Below are 17,326 nucleotides of genomic sequence, written 5' to 3' on the forward strand. Positions count from 1 at the left end.
CAGCGCCCGTATCTGCATCCAAGAAATAATAGTTTCCGCCAACTGTATCTATATAAATAACATCATCTTGAATAACCAATTTTGTTACGCTCTTAGCAAATGGTAATAACGTAGACCATAATATATTTCCGCTTTCCGAATTAAGTGCCGTAACAGAGCCAACCTCGCCAATATATACATTTTTATTTGCAGTTGCTATAGCAACTGGATTTCGACTCACATACTCCCATACTTCACTGCCGGTTGCTTCATCAAGCGCGATTACGTGTGGGTATCTATCCTGCTCATTGCTGCCGATAAAAATTACTTTTCCTGTTGTTGCGATTAATTTTGTAGCATTGTCTTGATTGATAAAAATATTGCTTATAGACCATAGCTCGGAAACCGAGGCTTTGTGCTCTGTTATCGGTTTTGCCCAATAGAAAATATCTGAGTTATCGGCGCAGCTAGTCAAAACCACCCCGCCAAACGAAATCCATAAGATTATGTAGTACATGATTGAAGAGAGTCTTTTTTTAGTTTTCATGAATTCCTCACTGACGGGATGCTATGTGTATCTCTTCATAAACCCACGTGAAATGCTACGCTAATGCTATTCCATTTACGTCTAAGAACTCGGAGGCCTGCCAGACCTCCGAGTTCTGTTGCGTGTATCACTCACTTGCCAGCACATGCCTTGCAATCACCAGCCTTTGAATTTCACTCGTGCCCTCGCCAATAGTCATCAAACGCGCGTCGCGGTACATTCTTTCCACGTTGTACTCACGACTGTAGCCATATCCGCCGTGGATCTGGATGGCTTCATAACAAACGCGTTCCGCCATTTCGGTGGCGAAAAGTTTTGCCATGGCCGCTTCCTTGTTGTACGGGCGTCCCTGGTCTTTGATCCAGGCGGCTTTGTAGATCATGGTACGTGCCAATTCAATTTCTGTTGCCATATTGGATAGTTTAAATTGGATTGCCTGAAACTCGGCAATTGCCTGTCCAAACGCCTTACGTTCACGCGCATAATCGACGGCGGCTTCCAATGCGGCTTGCGCCAGGCCGACTGAAATTGCGCCAATGCTGATGCGTCCCGCATCCAGTGTGGTAAGCGTTTGTTGCAATCCGCGACCCTCGGGGCCGATCAGGTTTTCGAGCGGCACGCGCACGTTGTCGTAGGTCACGCCATGGGTGGGGGAGCCGCGCAGGCCCATCTTCTTTTCAGCTGGGCCGATCTTTAGTCCCTTTGAATCCGTGGGCACGAGGATCATGCTTAATGACTTTGAACCGCCCTTCGGGTCTGTACGCACCAGTGTAATGATGAATTCTGCAATGCTGGCATTGGTGCACCACATCTTCGCGCCGTTGATCACCCATTCATTGCCTTGTTTTTCGGCTTTGGTAGTCACCCCGCCTTGAATGTCCGAGCCAGCACCGGGTTCCGTGAGAGCCAGCGCACCGAGCTTATTTTTTCCATCCGTTACACGAGGCAGCCATTTGGCTTTCAGTTCTTCGCTTCCAAAAAGCGCAATCGGTGCAGTGCCGAGTCCGTTATGCGCGGTGAAGGCCAATGCGGTGGAACCGCAGCCCCAGCCTAACTCTTCCATCGCAATCGCATTTGAAATGGAATCCACATTTGAGCCACCATAGGCCTCAGGAATGCTCATGCCAAGCAAGCCGATCGGCCCGCCCTTGCGGACCGACTCCCAGTTGAATTCTTCCTTCTCGTCCACTTCGCGGGCTTTGGGCTTTATCTCTTTTGCCACAAATTCGTGCACGATCTTCTTCCATGTCTTTTGTTCATCGTCTAGATCGAAATTCATTCTGCACTCCTGGTTTTTATTGGATTGTAACCATTACTATTTATACTCTCATCTTACGCAGTGTCGTTCTGAGCGGAGCGAAGAACCCCGACGATTGTCTCAGAGACCCTCACCGCACTGGCGCGCGGCGCAAGTGTCGCTACCGCTCACATCGTCCCGATGTCCTTCGGGAGGGAATCACGAGTGGGTGCGTATAAGATGAGTTATGCTTATTTCTCTGAATTAAATTTCTCCAGCAGTTTTTTGGCGGCCTTTACTTTTTTGCCAGGCACAAAGACTTGAACACGCCCCAGCCCATCTAGGGTGACAGGATAAATATTATGCCCCACCGACTCCTGGAACAACTCCACGTCAATGCCGTTCGCCTCAAGATAACTTTCAAGCAAGTCTGCTTCAAGCCTGCTGTGCAACTCTGTCAGTAAATCATATTTCATCTCGTCCATGTTTACCTCCACAACGCAATGAACAGGATCGTCCATGCGATACTAACGATCAACTGGCGGATGCCGATCCGCGTAGGTTTCCATCCAATTGCGGGATGCGTGATACCCCAGATCGTTTCCAGCCACTGCACTAAAAATGGAACGAAAATAAAACGTGGAATTAGATTTGATAATCCAAGAGCGATGGATATAACCAAATTAAATGACGTATACCAGAAAGCGCGACTCCCCATCCGCCACCACTCGCTTCGACTCTTAGCCGATACCTGATTCTGTTCCAATTCACGTTGACTTAGCCTGAGGTATGCATACACAATGCTGGCCGCAGATTGTAACCATGTGAGCACCCAAAGCCACCAGCCAAAAGCATCATATTCGCGGATGCCGACCCAATAGGCGGCAGGTGCGGCGAGTGACAATACGCCCGTGGCGATGACCTCAACGCCAGCTTGTCTCCTCTCCGCCCGCTGGCTGACCAGCCACAAATGCCACGCGAAGACGGGCAGGCCGGGAACAGCAAGGTAGAGGACGTATCCAAACCCCTCGAGGATCAATCCGAGCAAGGCTAGGGCGGCGATGAGGCCATAGATCAGTACCCAGAAGAGGGCGGGGTCCAGATCCGTTTTGGGGCGTCGTCCAGAGTATGCTTTGACGGCAATCGTCGTCGGTTGGCGAATCATGAATGCAGACATGGCCGCGACAAAAAGATTGGAAGTAGCGTAGGAAAAATCTCCACCTGCAAAGATACCAATGATCAGCGGACTTAAGATAAACACCCATGAGCCGTGATCCTGCGGCAGTGCGACCTGCTTTTTGAAGTATTGTTTCATCTTTCACAAGCATACAAGAAAAACTGCACATGCGCAAGGTTGATATAATACCGCTTGTTGTAGTAATTACTAAACCTTAGATGGAGCAGCACGAGTTAATATCATCGTTCTGGTTTAGTTAATTGCGCGGTACTCTGTAAGCAAAACTAATTCAAGGAGAGATATTCAATGTCGGCAAAGAAAAAAGTGAAGAAGAGTGTAAATAAAGCGCGAGACCAGCAGGCGGATAAGACGATTCAGTATGTTGGTATTGCAGTGGTTGTGATCGTGGTTGCATTCTTTTTGTGGAGGTTCGTGCCCTGGGAGTCATTTGCGGCCAGTAATGAACCTGCTGTAACTAGCAGCGATGTTGTTTCAGGTGAGCCAAAGCAATATGACTCCGCACCGCCCATGACGATTGACACGAGCAAAAAATATTTCGCAACAGTTGAAATGGAAAAGGGTGGTGAGTTTATGATCGAGCTCTATGCAGATAAAGCACCAATCACAGTTAATAGCTTTGTATTCCTTGCGCGCGAAGGATTTTTCAACGGCGTGACTTTCCACCGCGTGCTGGAAGGCTTCATGGCTCAGGGCGGCGACCCAACCGGCACAGGTGGGGGCGGCCCCGGTTATCAATTCGTGAACGAAGACAGCGATCTGACCTTTGATAAAGCTGGTGTGGTGGCCATGGCAAACTCAGGTCGCGATACAAATGGAAGTCAGTTCTTCATCACCTTCGCCCCTGCTGAATTTTTGAACGGCGGTTACACTATCTTTGGGCAGGTGATCGAAGGTATGGACGTGGTCAACGGCATTACGCGCCGAGACCCGGATGCAAATCCCGATTTCGCGGGCGATGCGATCAGGACAATCACCATTACAGAAGAATAGATACAAAAAGAGAGTGAGGTTTGATGCCTCACTCTCTTTTCATTTATAACCATTTGGAGGGTAAAATTATTGTATATTTAATGTTAGCCAAACACACTGGAGGCAGAGCTATGAACGAGAAACATACCAAAGGTGAAATGCATGGTTGCATTGTTTGCGGGGCATTGTATCAACTCTATGTGGTCATCGATGCGCATGGCAAGTTTGTCGATTGCAAGGTGATGACGCCGGGCGGAAGGCATGTGCCAAATCCACACCGCCCGCTGGTAGCTTGCGAAAAACACTCAGCCAAAGAGGTGGAAGCGGCAGTGGCTCGGGCGTACGGTCCTCAAAGAGATAATGATGATGACTAATTCCTGCTCTTTCGGGGGCTTACCCCCGAAAGAGCAGGAATGGGTTCTACGGTTGTTTTCGAAAAATTAACTAAATTGGATCGTAAAAGATAAGCAAAGTGCTTCCGTACTTTCTTTGTTCCCCTTCCACCAGGTTTTTCAATTCGATATTTTCATATTCATTTGGGTCGATCTGCACGATGACGGTCCCATCCTCCGTCAGCCATCCCATGTTGTCGTCAATTAACTTGATGGCAGTAGACCACATTTGTTTATACTGCGGCGGCGCAATGTAGATATACTCAAATCGTTTATCGGCTGGTGAGGCCAGTAAGTTGAACGCATCACCGCGCCGAATTTCGGTTTGTTTTGCAAACCCACAATGCTCAACATTTTCTTTTATGGTTTCGATTGGCGCACGATTCAAATCTGAAAACCGCACAAAAGATGCGCCGCGGCTCAATGCCTCGATCCCAATCGCGCCGGTGCCGCCGAATAAGTCCCACCAATTTGAATCGATCACATCGTCAGCAAGGATGTTGAACAGCGCCTCTTTCACGCGATCCATCACGGGGCGCGTAATATCACCGGGCACAGACTTTAACTTCCTGCCCTTCGCAATTCCAGAAATTACTCTTAGAGTCACTGCACGCTCTCTCGTGCTGCCAAATAATTTTCATGGGATGCGGTGATGGGGACTACACATCCGGTACCTAGGATGAAGCGTTTGCCATGAGTTTGCTTAATAGCATCTTCCGCTTCTTCCTTGACCTGAGCCTGCGTGCCCGAAACAAGCGACTCCTGTCTCAAGCCTCCACAAAATGCGCCCTTGAAGAGACTCTGTGCTTCAGACAGGGATGGGTAAGTTTCCCGGTCATGCCAGTTGACGATTTGAAAATCCATTAAGCGCAGTAAGGAAAAATAGACATCCTTGCCATGCAGGTGGAGCATATTGCACCATAAGCCTTCCGCAGGCTTGAGTACTTTCTGGTCATACGGCAGGCCGATAGCCTTGTACTCATCAAGTTCCAACATGCTTCCTTGAGCATGCTGGACGGCATAGAAGATTCCGTCCACACCTGTTTCACGGACTGCTTCCACAAACTTCACAGTGGTTTTTGTGATGGTCTCCAGGCCCTTCATAACGGCCTCTGGATATTTTCTTATGTGTTCGAGCAACAGGTCGTTACCTGCCAGATACTTGGCCTGTGAAAGCGGATTGAATATCGTTTGGATAATGGGTGTGTCTGAGTCGAGTCCCTGCTTGATTAAACGAAGACAGGTTAGTTGCCCCGCAAGGTATGGGAAAGTTGGTTCCAGCACGGGGAGCTTTTCCCAGTCTTCGGGTTTTTGGATGGCCCGCTTTGTATATCTTCTTGACCCTTCCGCATCACCCATCCATTGATCTTCAACACCCCAATCTTTTACTGCAAAGGATGAGGAAGGCGTAACTTTGACAATGTCAAAATCGTACGTGCTTTGATATTTCAATGTGGCTGCGGCGAGCGTCTCGGGGTTTTGATCACCTTCGGGGAAGTGACGCCAAAGGGCAATCGGCGTACGGTTCGTTGTTTCCCCATTCAGACAGGCTTGAATACGTTCACGGTGTGTGGTCATTTATAGTTTTCTTTCCAGGCGGTGCCGGTGATACATCCCTTCGCGGAATGTTTTGACAATTGTAAAGCCATTTGCGACTGTAGCGGCGAGGCTGGCTTCATTCCAGGTTTCGATGCTGGCGAAGATTTTTTTATATCCCCGTGTGCGGCCTTCGTCCATTAAGGCTTTTTGAAGTGCGCGTCCCAGATGTTGCCCGCGAAATTTTGGGTCTACTGTAAAATACACACATTCGATTGCGTCGATTTCGTTTTCCATCTGACTCCTGATCGTGATGCTCGAAATGAGCATTTGCAGGAAGATCAGCGGACGGGCAAAAAGTACCTTGAGGATTTGTTTTGTAAACCATTTGCGGTCGTGCGTAAGCTGGGATGTAAGCGATGATGGCTCGGGCGATGCAAGGCTCAACCCCATAATCTCGCCTGTTTTATCGTCCTGTGCATAAAAACCGAAGGCATTATTGTCTTCGGTGGCGATCTCAAAATATCTAAGCACGAAGGGATAACCAAGTTTGGAGAGTAGACCCGCATCACCCAATTGGATCTCGGCGATCCTTGGCAGGAGATTGGGGTTGATTTCTTTGAGTGGGTAAAGGGTGTAGTTCACAGTGGTCATCAATTTTGTTTATGTGAAATTTCCATCAGCAAGCTGATGGAGTCCAGAAGCTACGCCAATCCGCGCACGAGGTGAGGTCCAAACTGGCGGACGATGAAGGATGGTAATCGTTTCCAGATTGCGATGGCAAGCTGGAATTTTGGATTCTTTTGATTGAGCGACGGCAACTCGTGCCCTAGCGCAAGCCAATGCCAGTAAGCAAGCAATTGTTTGCGCGGAGACCATTTCATTTTGAAGACTTCGTTGCCAGAGCCAACGAGACTGCGCCCAAGGTCGAAAGTTTTTAATCCTTTTTGAATGGTGCGCTCAATCACCGACCAATATAAAAATTCGCCTGCATAGGTTGAGCGGGCATGTCGCAAAATATTAGCGTGGAGATTAAATATGGTGTCGCCTTGATAAATAAAGACGCCGCCGCCTGCGATTTTCCCCTGGGCGGTATATAGCACTGCAAATTCAAGGGTGTTGCCTAAATGTTCCGCCATTTTATGGAGATAGGTCTTTGAGTGATATGGCGAACCAAGTTCATGCATACTTTTTGCAAGGGCCTCGTAAATGTCATCCAATAGTTCAAGATGGCCAAGGCGGATTTCAAATCCCTTTTTGAGCGATTTGCGGATGTGATTGCGATGATCTGATGAAAATGTTTTTAGCAGGCCATCTGGGTCGGGTGGCAAATCTATCAGGTAAGTGAAGTATGCAGGGTTTTGTGACCAGTTATCGGGTGGGGATGAAGCACCATCGTCAAAGCGAATGGAAATATATTCGGCTTTGATATCCTCTGCAAGACGCTGGGCTTCATCCAATAATTGATCGCGCGCGGCAGTGTTTTCAAATGCAAATCCGCCGTAGCTGCCGAATGGTGCTGTTGTTAGGTAGTGACCGAAGATCGGATGTGTAACTTCAACAAGCGCGAGCGCTCCAAGCGGACCTGAATCTTCGAGCACTGCAAAGCGATGGACTTTATAATTATAGATATCATTAACAAAATTCAACCAGCTATCCAGGCCGGTAAAACTTAATTTACTTTCGATTGATGGAAAATTAAGCGAGTCAACGCGCTGAATTTTCATTGGGCTAACTCGCTGATGTAATTTTCCATGGTTGAGATGGGGAAGGATTTCAACAGGTCTTTCAGGAAGGCTGATTTGTTAAGTGTGAATGGGTAAAGTAAGGGATTAGTTAATATGTCGCGAGCGAAGCGCATGGGCCAGCGTGAGGGCGAGACGACTTCGTAAGGATGTAAGAAGATCACAGGGCTCAAGCCAGCTTTGAATTCTTGTTCAATGATCCTGAAAACGGATTTGGTGAAGAGGCCGCTCATCATGCTTGAGCCATAAGGGAATTCACCACCCAACACCAATGGCAGATTCATACGGCGCGGTGCATGAAACGATGAAGGTTTGCCAAGCAGAGGCAATGTGCTGACCGGTAGTTCCCAGATTTTGCCTTTGCGGAGAATCGTGCCTGCGGGGGCATAAAGGGATGAACTGTAACTGAATTCATTTTGTTCGAGCAGTGGATAAACACTTTCAATTGTGTTGATCATTGGGGCGCGAAAGCCGCACACTTTATATTGCTTTCGCCACTCTGTCGATTTTTGCAGATCATGCTCAATATCAGAGATTAGCGTCAAAGGGCGATGCACCTGGCAGTGAAAGCCAACTTCGTGGCCTGCGTCAAATATTTTTTGGGGCAGGTCAGGATACCAATCCACTAATTCGCCCACCAGGTAGAAACTTGCTTTTACATCTTTGAGTATCTCAAGGATGGGATCGATTGCGTTTTCAGCGTAGCCATCGTCAAGTGTGTGGCGTTCTTCGGATGAAAGAAAATCATATCTGCGGGAGGGAGCAAACCAGGATTCGTAATCGATTGTCAATAACAAACGCGGAGAGGGTGTCATGGCGGGCAGATTATAGCAGGGTTGTTACTTCGTACTTCCCATTTCTCTTATTGGGATGTGCGGGGTTATGGGGCTTGCTTGATCGTGCAGAAAACTGCGCCGTTGCGCGAAATTTCCAAAAAGGGTGGCTGGTCTCTTAAGTATCGAAGGTCTTCATTTGAGCGGCTGCTAGCTAACACATAGTCACCGGGCTGAATATCTTTTTGTTCTGTGCGGAAATCGCGGATGGTGATATCGTCGCTTGCATAATAAGCCGCGATGTAAGGTTCACGCCTGACGAAAAGTTGAGCGCCCGCCTGCGCTTCTTGATCGAACCTTAGAACTGCTTCGCGATAGCAAGTCAGCCAATACTCTGTTTCGTAAGTACGGAATGCACCGCCGACTCCGCTTGCAAAGGAGTTGTAATAGGCGTATTCATATGGGTGTAGTTGGAAAGCAGAGATGATCCCAAATGCTAGAATAAACATGACGAAGATTGCTTGTGCCCAATTCTTTTTTATTATTTGCGTTATCTTCTCGAATGCAAACCCTGAAGAAATGAAAACAGGCGGCAGGATAAAAAGGAAGTGACGAAAACCGTCGTACATGGGCGGCTTACGCAAAATGACGTATGCTGTCGGAATAACGAACCAGAATAAGATGAGGGCAAGTGCAATTTTTTTCTTGTTATCGGATTCCCAAAACCCAAGAACCAAACCAATGATAAATAAGAGCCAGACAGGTTCAGTTAGCGTGTAGCCAAGAAGGGTAGGTAAATATCTGCGAGGCAATTCATCGGCTTTGTATTGCTCACCATTGAAAAGCACAGTTAATTGAGTTGGGTTATCAGACATGAACCCGAAGACTTCAATGAATTTCTGTAGGGGATTTGTCCACAGATGGGGCCAGGCCATGAAGGCGATCAAAATGGTGAATGATGTGTAAACAGCAAAGTGCTTTACTAATTGGCTTAACTTAATTTTGTTGATTTGACTAATCGCGTAAAGACCTGTCAATATAGCAGCTAATGGGCCTAACACACGGATGGATGTGGCAATCCCAAGAAAGAATGCTGCAATCAAGGCTTTTGTGAATTTCGGCTTTTCACTTTGAGCAATCTCATCCACCATTTCAAAGCCAAAGCACATTGACCCAATGAAGAAGACCAGGAATGGCATGTCTTTCGGGTTGATGAAGGCGTGCCCCCATAGGAGCGGCTGCCAGGCGAATAATGCTGTAGCGGCAAGCGCTGCTGGCTGGCTCATCCATTTGATCGCAAATCGGTAGAAAAGATAAACGCCCAGTTGAAATGTTAGAAAGTTGATGAGATGCCAGGCGGATGCATTGTCAATGCTGAGGAACTCCACTACCGAAACAAAGGGACGTGCAATTAATATATAGGCGGGTCCGCGGTTGGCATGATCTGTGCCGCTGGAACCATAGGCGTTGTTTAAATCAAAGTTCCCGCTAAACCATTCGCTAGGGGAGTAGGCATATCGCAACGCATCTGCGTAATCGTAAAAGAGCGGCTCATCCCAGGATAAGCCGTAGCTGCGAAAGGTGATCAGGCCGACTATGATATTGATGATCAGCAGGATCAGGATGGGATATTGACGGAGTTTTTGCAAGGTGAATCGTCGGAGTTATTTCTGTGAAATGCGATATGCCTGACGTTTTTTGGCTTGTTCCATACGCACTTGCTCTTCTTCTGTTTCCGTGATCAACGCTGGTACAGTGGTTGGACGGCCTTCATCATCCAGCGCGACATAAACAAGATAGGCAGTGTTCGTGTGCATTTGCTCACCTGTGACGGGGTTCTCCGCCACAACCTGAACTTCGACTTCCATGGATGTTCTGCCTGTATAAGTCACTTCTGCATTGAGAATGATCAGGTCGCCTATGCGGATCGGCTGACGGAAGGTCATCGAGTCGATTGCAACGGTGACCACTTTCTTTCGAGCATGACGCATACAGGCCAGCGCACCAGCTTCATCCACAAGTTTCATGATCCAGCCGCCGTGTACGTTGCCAAGAAGGTTGGCATGTTCCGGGTGCATGATTTGCGCAATACTGATGTGTGAGGCGCGTGCGGTATTTTCGGGGGGAGAGTTTGTCATGTGATTAGGAATCAGTCCATATCCTGCATTTGTTCGCCCGAGTCCACTGTGTGCAGGCGTTCGGGTGCATCCAGTAAAACATCAATGAGAGAATGAGTTAGTTCAGCCATCAAGGGGGCCAGGGGAACGTTTGCGGGTGGATAAATTTTCTCGGGTGCCGGAGGAGGGCTAAGGCGCGGCTTGAGCGTGGATGTCGACCTTTTGCTGAGAATGCGCGGGTCATTGGTCAAAGTGCCGACGTAGTTTCCGATGACAGAGTAGACGTCACGCTGTGGGGTGACGAAACCGATCCAGTCACCGTTGCGGTTGAATATATATGGATAGGATAGGAACGCCTCTGCATCACCCTTTGTCGTATAAATGGGTATTACTGCTGTTCGTGCCATAGCCACTCACCTCATGGAATATTGTCAATATCATTATACGTCCAATACCTATTAACAAAAAAGTTCCACATCATAACGATCCCCACGGCAGTTGCAAGAGTGAGATTCTTTGCGTAAAACTCGGCGGTGATGTAAGTTGTGTGAAGCGAACTTTCGACAAAATTCAATAAGGGCGGCTCCAGGTAATGCAGGGTGGGGATGCGAATGGCAACGCCAGCCAGGTTTACTAGAAAGAACATACCCAATTGACCCACCAGCGGACGCGAGCGCGATTCGGGGTATGTCCAAATACGATTCCAGGTGAAGTTGCTGATCACTGCACAAAGAAAGGAGATCGTCCCCGCAATGACCAGCGACATGCCCGCCCAATGCGAAAGTACGTTCATCACTCCAAAGTCGATCAATGCTCCCAGCGTACCCACCAGGGCGAATTTAAAGAAACGGTTGCGTTCTTTTGTATCGGTGATGATCATTCCAAGCCTAATTTATTTTTGAAAAATGGAACTGTACGACGGACACCTTCCTCCAGATCGACTTTCGGATCCCATTTCAGGATTTCACGGGCACGGGTGATATCGGGCTGACGTCTTTGCGGGTCGCGTGCACTGCGTGAATCCTCTTGATATACGATGCCTGCCTTGTTGCCCGTAATTCTGTTGATGGCTTCGGCAAATTGCAGAATGGTCATTTCAACCGGGTTACCAATGTTAACGGGGTAATGTTCTTCTGAGTAAAGCAGTTTTATGATTCCATCCACTAGGTCATCTACATAACAGAATGAACGCGTCTGGCTTCCATCTCCGTAAACAGTGAGAGGCTGCCCCAGCAAAGCTTGTTTGAGCAGGTTGGGCAGGGCGCGGCCATCTTCAAGATCCATGCGCGGGCCGTAAGTATTGAAGATACGGACGATTCTTGTATCCACGTTATGAAAACGGTGATAAGCCATCGTCAACGATTCGGCAAAGCGTTTGGCTTCATCGTATACCGCCCGCGTCCCAACGGGATCTACGTTCCCAGCGTATGTCTCGGCTTGTGGATGAACCGCCGGGTCGCCGTAAATTTCACTGGTGGATGCCAGCAGGAAGCGTGCGTTTTGTATACGGGCTATTCCAAGACAGTTATGTGTTCCAAGTGCGCCCGCCTTCATCGTTTGGATCGGCAGGTTGAAATACCCTGATTTCGATAATGGGTTTGGGCTGGCGGGTGAGGCGAAATGTAAAATCGCATCCACCTTGCCGGGCACAAAAATATAATTTGAAACGTCGCGTTTGTAGAATGTAAATTTCTCGTTGTTTGCCAGGTGCGCTATGTTATCCGGGCTGCCCGTGATGAAATTATCCATCCCAATGACTTCATGTCCATCTTTAAGCAGATGGTCGCATAGGTGCGATCCAAGAAACCCCGCCGCACCTGTTATCAAAATTCGCATTATTTTTCCTCTTTCATAATTTATTTCCGATCACATTTCTATGTTTTCTGCTCTTTCGGGGGCTTAGCCCCCGAAAGAGCAGAAAATTATTTCCAATCGATTTCACTTAACAACCCATCACCAGTGACTTGATGAGCGTCACCGCTTCCGCTGTCGATCAGCCAGAGATTGCCTTGATAAACTACTGCAATAAAATCCCCCGTTTGCCCTTCAAGCGCTTGCGGCGCCCAGGTTGGGATCTGAGGCTCGATGCCGTTTGAGTCCGCAGGCGGGAAGATCAATTTACTGTTTGAGCCGTCGCGATCCATCACCATTAAACGATATCGGCTTGTATCACTCTGCTCGATAAAAATGGATTGCAAATATGCCACCTGGAAGAATTTTTCTTTACCATTCGACTTGATCGGCGAAATGGATGGATAAGAAAACATGCCCGCTGAATTGACAATGGAGGCTGTCGCTTCACTGCTGAACGAGGTAGCTGTGAGGTCAAAATAGGGCGACTCTTCGCTGGTAATGGGTGCCGGGGCTGGCGCATGGCTGACAAAATATAAACTCTGGCCATCTGCGCCCCAAGTTAACGGAGGAATCCATGCCCAATCACTGTGTGTGTTCAATGGCGTGATATCCAGCAATGGTTTGAGATAACCACCATCCTGGTCAACGAGGCCGATTTCATCCGGGCGGGCATATGCCAGCCTGCCATCCGGTGAATACGCAAAAGACATTCCCCACCAGCCGTACACTCCGCCGCTATTGGTGCTCAATAACTTGCGTGGACTGCCTCCCGTAATGCTAACTCGATATAGATCATTATTGGCTTGCCAGCCGGGCGCAGTACTGCGAGGTTCAACAGTGGAGTAAGCTACGGAGTTTGTGCCCGGTATCCACGAAGCGAAATGGACTACGTTTGAGGCTTGCAGTGAGATGAGTTTCGGGTCAAGGTTTTTTGTGCGCACTGCCCATAAGGTATTGATTTCTTCATCCGCGGGCTTTTTTGATTTACGGGTAAATACCAGGTATTCTCCGTTCGGCGAAAGCGTAAAAATTCGCCCGTCGAGGTCGCCGGTGCTGACAATGACTCGGCGGTTTGCGGTGGAACCTTCCATGATCCATGCGTTGCCACCTGCCAGATATGCCAGCGTGCCGGGGATATTCAGCGGCGTAAAGGAAGATTGCGCACCGACCATGACGATCTCAGGCAATGCTTCGCTCAGCACAACAGTCTTCACCGCAGACTTGCTGATCTCGACATCGTCCTCAAGGATTCGGCGATAGGTGATTTCGTGCAATCCGTTTACGCCAGCTTGGACGAGTCTATTTTCGCCTTCAGGTAGAGTCTCGTTGCGGACGATTTGTCTTTCAAAGGGAACGACAACTTGTTCGGTATCGAATTTTTCCACCACACGAGTCAGGGTGATGAGATCGCCTTCGCTTAGGATTGTGTAGAAAGGCGGTTCGGTACGATCAAGATTGCCTGGCGTTATGCCTGCACTTTGAAGTGCCTGTGATACCGTGCTGCCTGCTGTTATGCTAACGTCGCGCGTTGCTCCATCTGCCGATATGGTAATGACAATTTCCTCACCGATCTGTGGGGAACGGCAGGAAGATGTCAGCCAGAGAAATATTGATAGTAGGAAGAGCAGGCGAGGGCGGAGTCCGAGGCGGGGCATGTCGAGTATAATCCAGCCGCTATTTGATACGGCCAGTCAAAGTCATGATCCCATCTGTAATGGCAATTGATTCCAAACGAAAGCCAACTGCAACAGGCCCAAGTGAGCCTGTGAATGCTTCAGCGATGATCGCGGTCATGGCCGAGGTGATGCCTTCGGGGGCGGGGAAGGGGCCAAAATCAGCCGATGCGATTTCGATCTTTGGCTGCCCGGTAATTTCATCCACGCCGACATTCATGGTGATGAGCATATTTGCAGTGAACCAGCCACGTGTGATCTTGCCATACATTTGCATTTGACCGTTGCGAAGAAAAATTTGCGGATCGGTGAACGGCGGATTCTCGCGCGCTGCCATTTTTTCTGTAATGTAGGATGTGAGCTGGCTCTCCGTGATCTGGAATGTGACAACACCAGTGAGTGCACCGGATGCCAGAGCCTGTTCCAACTGCTGGCGCATACTTAACACTTCGTCAGGTGAATAGGGAACGGTTTGAGATGGGTAGTCAGGCCCGCCGACGAAAATGCTGCAAGCTAATGAAGCCAGCACAAGGGACGAGACGAAAAGATAAAGTTTGGAAGTTTTTGTTTTCATGGTTTGCAAGTTTCTTGATATTGAGTATATAATTTTTTTAGCGGAGTAATTATAGCATGAGCGACTCTCAATCTATTTCAAAGGATGAATTAAGCCTTGCGGCAAAAATTGAGGCATTGTTATTTGTTTCTGCGGAACCTGTACCACTGAGCCAGCTTGCAACAGCATTGGATGTGACTCCTTCGGTGGTCGAACGCGGACTTAAGGAGCTGGACGAGTCACTCTTGACCCGTGGCCTGCGTTTGCAACGAAATGCCGGGCGCGTCCAATTGACGACTGCCGCCGAACTAGCTCCACTTATTGAGCTTTTTCTGGGTTTGGATGCGACCACACATCTCAGCCGCGCGGCTTTGGAGACTTTAGCGATCATTGCCTACCAGCAGCCGGTTACGCGTCCGCAGATTGATTCGATCCGCGGTGTGAATAGTGACGGCATGTTGAAAAGTTTATTGAGCAAAGGCCTCATTCACGAGACTGGCCGTACGGAAGGCCCAGGCCGCCCAATCTTATATTCGACCACACCTGAATTTTTACAACACTTCGGTTTGAGTTCGGTGATCGAATTACCGCCGCTTGCCATACCCGTGAATGCGGATAGCACCGATCATACAGAATTATTGAAAGGTTAGTTATTGTTATGCAGGAACGATTACAAAAACTACTCGCCCAGGCAGGGTATGGCTCCCGCCGCGCTTGTGAAGTATTTATCACTGAGGGGCGCGTGCGTGTGAATGGGACGGTTGCTGTTTTGGGGCAAAAGGCTGACCTTTCTATTGATAAGGTAACAGTAGATGGAAAGGCACTGCCAAGGGCCGAAGCCTTGACATATATTGCCTTATACAAACCCCGCAATGTGCTTTCTGCTGCCGAGGGACAGGATGACCGCCAGACCGTACGTGATCTGATCCCTGTTCCCGGTCACCTATATCCTGTTGGTCGTTTGGATTTCGACTCGGAAGGGTTGATCTTGATGACAAATGATGGTGAGTTGACCAATAAGTTAACCCATCCGCGTTATGGGCATGAAAAGGAATATCGTGTATTGGTCGCGCGCCGCCCCGATGAAAAACAAATGGAAGCCTGGCGCAGAGGCGTGGTGATGGACGATGGTGATAAGACCGCTCCTGCTGAGGTAAATTTCCTTTCCACTTCCGGTAAAGGCGCGTGGATTCGCATTGTGATGGGCGAGGGAAAGAAACGCCAAATCCGCGAAGTGGGCAGGCTGTTGGGTCTTCCAGTTGTAAAGATCATTCGCTTACGAATCGGCACGTTGAAATTAGGCAACCTCAAGCCGCGCCAGTGGCGCTACCTCACAGCAGATGAAGTCGCTGAATTGAAGGGTGATAAAGACCCGAAAATCGGTGAGAGGGCGCGTTCAAAAAGACCCGTAAAATAAAGTTGAATAACCATTATTCCTGATTATAGAGACTTCAAAGTTCAATTAGAACCTTGAAGCCTCTTCATTTCCCCTCTTGACTTAAATAAATAAACACTGTATATTTACGCTGTATAGTAAACAAGGAGCTCATATGGTTAGACCGACACTCAAAAAACAAATCCCAAATTTGCAAGAGGCCATCAAGGAAACAGCCTGGAAGCAGATCGCTGAGTTTGGTGCGCCAGCCTTGTCCCTGCGGGCAATTGCGCGTGAGTTGAAAATCACCGCGCCAGCCATCTATAACTACTTCCCAGACCGGGATGCGCTGGTTACTGCACTCATCATTGACGCCTACACTTCCTTTGGCGATTCTCAGCTAGCAGCCCGCGATTCTGTCCCTGAAGATCACTATGCTGATCGCCTGAAGGCTATTGGTATTTCCTATCGAATATGGGCGCATACCTATCCTCAAAGATATCAATTGCTTTTCGGAACACCCATCCCAAGTTATGTAGGCCCATTGGAAAAAATATTCCCGTCTTCTGCACGTTCGATTAGCGCGCTATTCAGCGTAGTGGAGAGCGTCCGCGTGGCTGGGAGACTTAATGTCGAAACATTCCCAGCGGTCAAGGATGAATACAAAGCGCATTACGAAATGTGGCAGACATATTTCAGTGACGTGCATTCACATTCCATGTATGTTGCGATGATCATCTGGGCGCGCGTTCACGGCATCGTTTCATTGGAGATCCAGGGAAACCTGCCTCCTTTCGGCAAAAGGGGCGATGCCTTGTACCTGTTCGAATTGGAATCTAGTGCAAAACAATTTATCAAGGAGTAATGATGAGCAAAATCTTTAATGGTCGATTTACGGCAAAAACTGAAAAACCCTTTGTTGTATTTTTGATTGGAATGAGAATCAACAAGCTTTGGCGATTTGATAAATGGATTCCTGTTGCCTTTGCAATGGGACCGATGCTTCAGGCCTTGTTCACAAATCCTGAAAAAGGATTTCTGCACGCCGAATCTTTTTGGAATCTTAGCGGACCATGTCTGATTCAATATTGGCGCTCGTTCGAAGACCTTGAGAATTTCGCGCGCAATCCATCAGACCCGCATATCGGACCGTGGAAGAAATTCAATCAAGCTGTTGGCGCAGATGGGATTGTGGGTATTTGGCATGAAACCTATACGGTCAATCCCGATCAATTTGAAAGTGTGTATGGCAACATGCCGCGCTTTGGGCTTGCGGCGGCAATGGATCATGTGCAGGCGGTTGGCCGTCGCGAAACAGCTCGAATGCGGCTTGGGTCAAAGAATGGCAATGTATCTGCGATGGAAGCAAACTAAAGGA

At 48.5% G+C, this 17,326-nt stretch carries 22 protein-coding genes; 6 read left to right on the top strand and 16 right to left on the bottom strand.

Going from position 1 to position 17,326, the window contains the following annotated elements; translation table 11 throughout:
• The 4 genes from AC14M5_RS06495 to AC14M5_RS06510 all read right to left on the bottom strand — a co-directional run.
• Window positions 1-526: outer membrane protein assembly factor BamB family protein (locus tag AC14M5_RS06495; protein WP_484028828.1), on the bottom strand; the 526-nt coding region annotated here is incomplete at its 3' end.
• Between the two features lie 127 nt (window positions 527-653).
• Entirely contained in the window at window positions 654-1,805 is a 1,152-nt protein-coding gene (locus tag AC14M5_RS06500) for an acyl-CoA dehydrogenase family protein (RefSeq protein ID WP_484028829.1), read from the bottom strand.
• Window positions 1,806-2,014: 209 nt separating this feature from the next.
• Window positions 2,015-2,248 (bottom strand): hypothetical protein, encoded by a 234-nt coding sequence (locus tag AC14M5_RS06505; protein ID WP_484028830.1) that lies wholly within the window; start codon window positions 2,246-2,248, stop codon window positions 2,015-2,017.
• 2 nt (window positions 2,249-2,250) lie between these two features.
• A complete protein-coding gene (locus tag AC14M5_RS06510; RefSeq protein WP_484028831.1) occupies window positions 2,251-3,078 on the bottom strand; it encodes a YwiC-like family protein in 828 nt (275 codons plus the stop codon).
• Window positions 3,079-3,246: 168 nt separating this feature from the next.
• Between AC14M5_RS06510 and AC14M5_RS06515 the strand changes: the two genes are divergently transcribed.
• Window positions 3,247-3,951: a peptidylprolyl isomerase gene (locus tag AC14M5_RS06515; protein WP_484028832.1), complete on the top strand. Its 705-nt coding sequence runs from the start codon at window positions 3,247-3,249 to the stop codon at window positions 3,949-3,951.
• A 110-nt stretch (window positions 3,952-4,061) separates the two neighbouring features.
• Window positions 4,062-4,304 carry a hypothetical protein gene (locus AC14M5_RS06520; RefSeq protein WP_484028833.1) on the top strand — a complete coding sequence of 81 codons (243 nt, stop codon included), beginning with the start codon at window positions 4,062-4,064 and terminating at the stop codon, window positions 4,302-4,304.
• 70 nt (window positions 4,305-4,374) lie between these two features.
• Here AC14M5_RS06520 and rsmD read toward each other — a convergent pair whose 3' ends face one another.
• The 12 genes from rsmD to AC14M5_RS06580 form a co-directional block, all read right to left on the bottom strand.
• Entirely contained in the window at window positions 4,375-4,929 is a 555-nt protein-coding gene (gene rsmD, locus AC14M5_RS06525) for a 16S rRNA (guanine(966)-N(2))-methyltransferase RsmD (protein ID WP_484028834.1), read from the bottom strand.
• Window positions 4,926-5,900, bottom strand: a complete 975-nt coding sequence (locus AC14M5_RS06530; RefSeq protein WP_484028835.1) for a uroporphyrinogen decarboxylase family protein — start codon at window positions 5,898-5,900, stop codon at window positions 4,926-4,928. Before AC14M5_RS06530 ends, rsmD begins: the two co-directional genes overlap by 4 nt.
• Window positions 5,901-6,503 (bottom strand): GNAT family N-acetyltransferase, encoded by a 603-nt coding sequence (locus AC14M5_RS06535; protein ID WP_484028836.1) that lies wholly within the window; start codon window positions 6,501-6,503, stop codon window positions 5,901-5,903.
• Between the two features lie 59 nt (window positions 6,504-6,562).
• On the bottom strand, window positions 6,563-7,585 hold the full coding sequence (locus tag AC14M5_RS06540) for a GNAT family N-acetyltransferase (protein ID WP_484028837.1): 1,023 nt from the start codon (window positions 7,583-7,585) through the stop codon (window positions 6,563-6,565).
• A complete protein-coding gene (locus tag AC14M5_RS06545; protein ID WP_484028838.1) occupies window positions 7,582-8,418 on the bottom strand; it encodes a polysaccharide deacetylase family protein in 837 nt (278 codons plus the stop codon). The genes AC14M5_RS06540 and AC14M5_RS06545 overlap by 4 nt, the downstream gene beginning before the upstream one ends.
• A gap of 65 nt (window positions 8,419-8,483) precedes the next feature.
• Window positions 8,484-10,025: a hypothetical protein gene (locus AC14M5_RS06550; RefSeq protein WP_484028839.1), complete on the bottom strand. Its 1,542-nt coding sequence runs from the start codon at window positions 10,023-10,025 to the stop codon at window positions 8,484-8,486.
• Window positions 10,026-10,040: 15 nt separating this feature from the next.
• Window positions 10,041-10,514, bottom strand: a complete 474-nt coding sequence (locus AC14M5_RS06555; protein ID WP_484028840.1) for an acyl-CoA thioesterase — start codon at window positions 10,512-10,514, stop codon at window positions 10,041-10,043.
• Between the two features lie 11 nt (window positions 10,515-10,525).
• Window positions 10,526-10,900 carry a 4-fold beta flower protein gene (locus tag AC14M5_RS06560; protein ID WP_484028841.1) on the bottom strand — a complete coding sequence of 125 codons (375 nt, stop codon included), beginning with the start codon at window positions 10,898-10,900 and terminating at the stop codon, window positions 10,526-10,528.
• An 11-nt stretch (window positions 10,901-10,911) separates the two neighbouring features.
• A complete protein-coding gene (locus tag AC14M5_RS06565; protein WP_484028842.1) occupies window positions 10,912-11,373 on the bottom strand; it encodes a GtrA family protein in 462 nt (153 codons plus the stop codon).
• Window positions 11,370-12,329 carry a UDP-glucuronic acid decarboxylase family protein gene (locus AC14M5_RS06570; protein WP_484028843.1) on the bottom strand — a complete coding sequence of 320 codons (960 nt, stop codon included), beginning with the start codon at window positions 12,327-12,329 and terminating at the stop codon, window positions 11,370-11,372. The genes AC14M5_RS06565 and AC14M5_RS06570 overlap by 4 nt, the downstream gene beginning before the upstream one ends.
• Before the next feature lie 86 nt (window positions 12,330-12,415).
• A complete protein-coding gene (locus AC14M5_RS06575) occupies window positions 12,416-14,002 on the bottom strand; it encodes a G5 domain-containing protein (protein WP_484028844.1) in 1,587 nt (528 codons plus the stop codon).
• Window positions 14,003-14,021: 19 nt separating this feature from the next.
• The gene (locus tag AC14M5_RS06580) at window positions 14,022-14,594 is read right to left on the bottom strand and encodes a hypothetical protein (protein WP_484028845.1); all 573 of its coding nucleotides are present in this window, start codon (window positions 14,592-14,594) and stop codon (window positions 14,022-14,024) included.
• A 56-nt stretch (window positions 14,595-14,650) separates the two neighbouring features.
• Between AC14M5_RS06580 and scpB the strand changes: the two genes are divergently transcribed.
• The 4 genes from scpB to AC14M5_RS06600 all read left to right on the top strand — a co-directional run bounded on the left by scpB (window position 14,651) and on the right by AC14M5_RS06600 (window position 17,322).
• A complete protein-coding gene (gene scpB / locus AC14M5_RS06585) occupies window positions 14,651-15,223 on the top strand; it encodes an SMC-Scp complex subunit ScpB (RefSeq protein WP_484028846.1) in 573 nt (190 codons plus the stop codon).
• 8 nt (window positions 15,224-15,231) lie between these two features.
• Entirely contained in the window at window positions 15,232-15,990 is a 759-nt protein-coding gene (locus AC14M5_RS06590; protein ID WP_484028847.1) for a pseudouridine synthase, read from the top strand.
• 133 nt (window positions 15,991-16,123) lie between these two features.
• The gene (locus tag AC14M5_RS06595; protein WP_484028848.1) at window positions 16,124-16,813 is read left to right on the top strand and encodes a TetR/AcrR family transcriptional regulator; all 690 of its coding nucleotides are present in this window, start codon (window positions 16,124-16,126) and stop codon (window positions 16,811-16,813) included.
• A 2-nt stretch (window positions 16,814-16,815) separates the two neighbouring features.
• Entirely contained in the window at window positions 16,816-17,322 is a 507-nt protein-coding gene (locus AC14M5_RS06600; protein ID WP_484028849.1) for a DUF4188 domain-containing protein, read from the top strand.
• The last annotated feature ends 4 nt before the right edge of the window (window positions 17,323-17,326 follow it).

Source organism: Candidatus Villigracilis sp. (genome assembly GCF_057083605.1).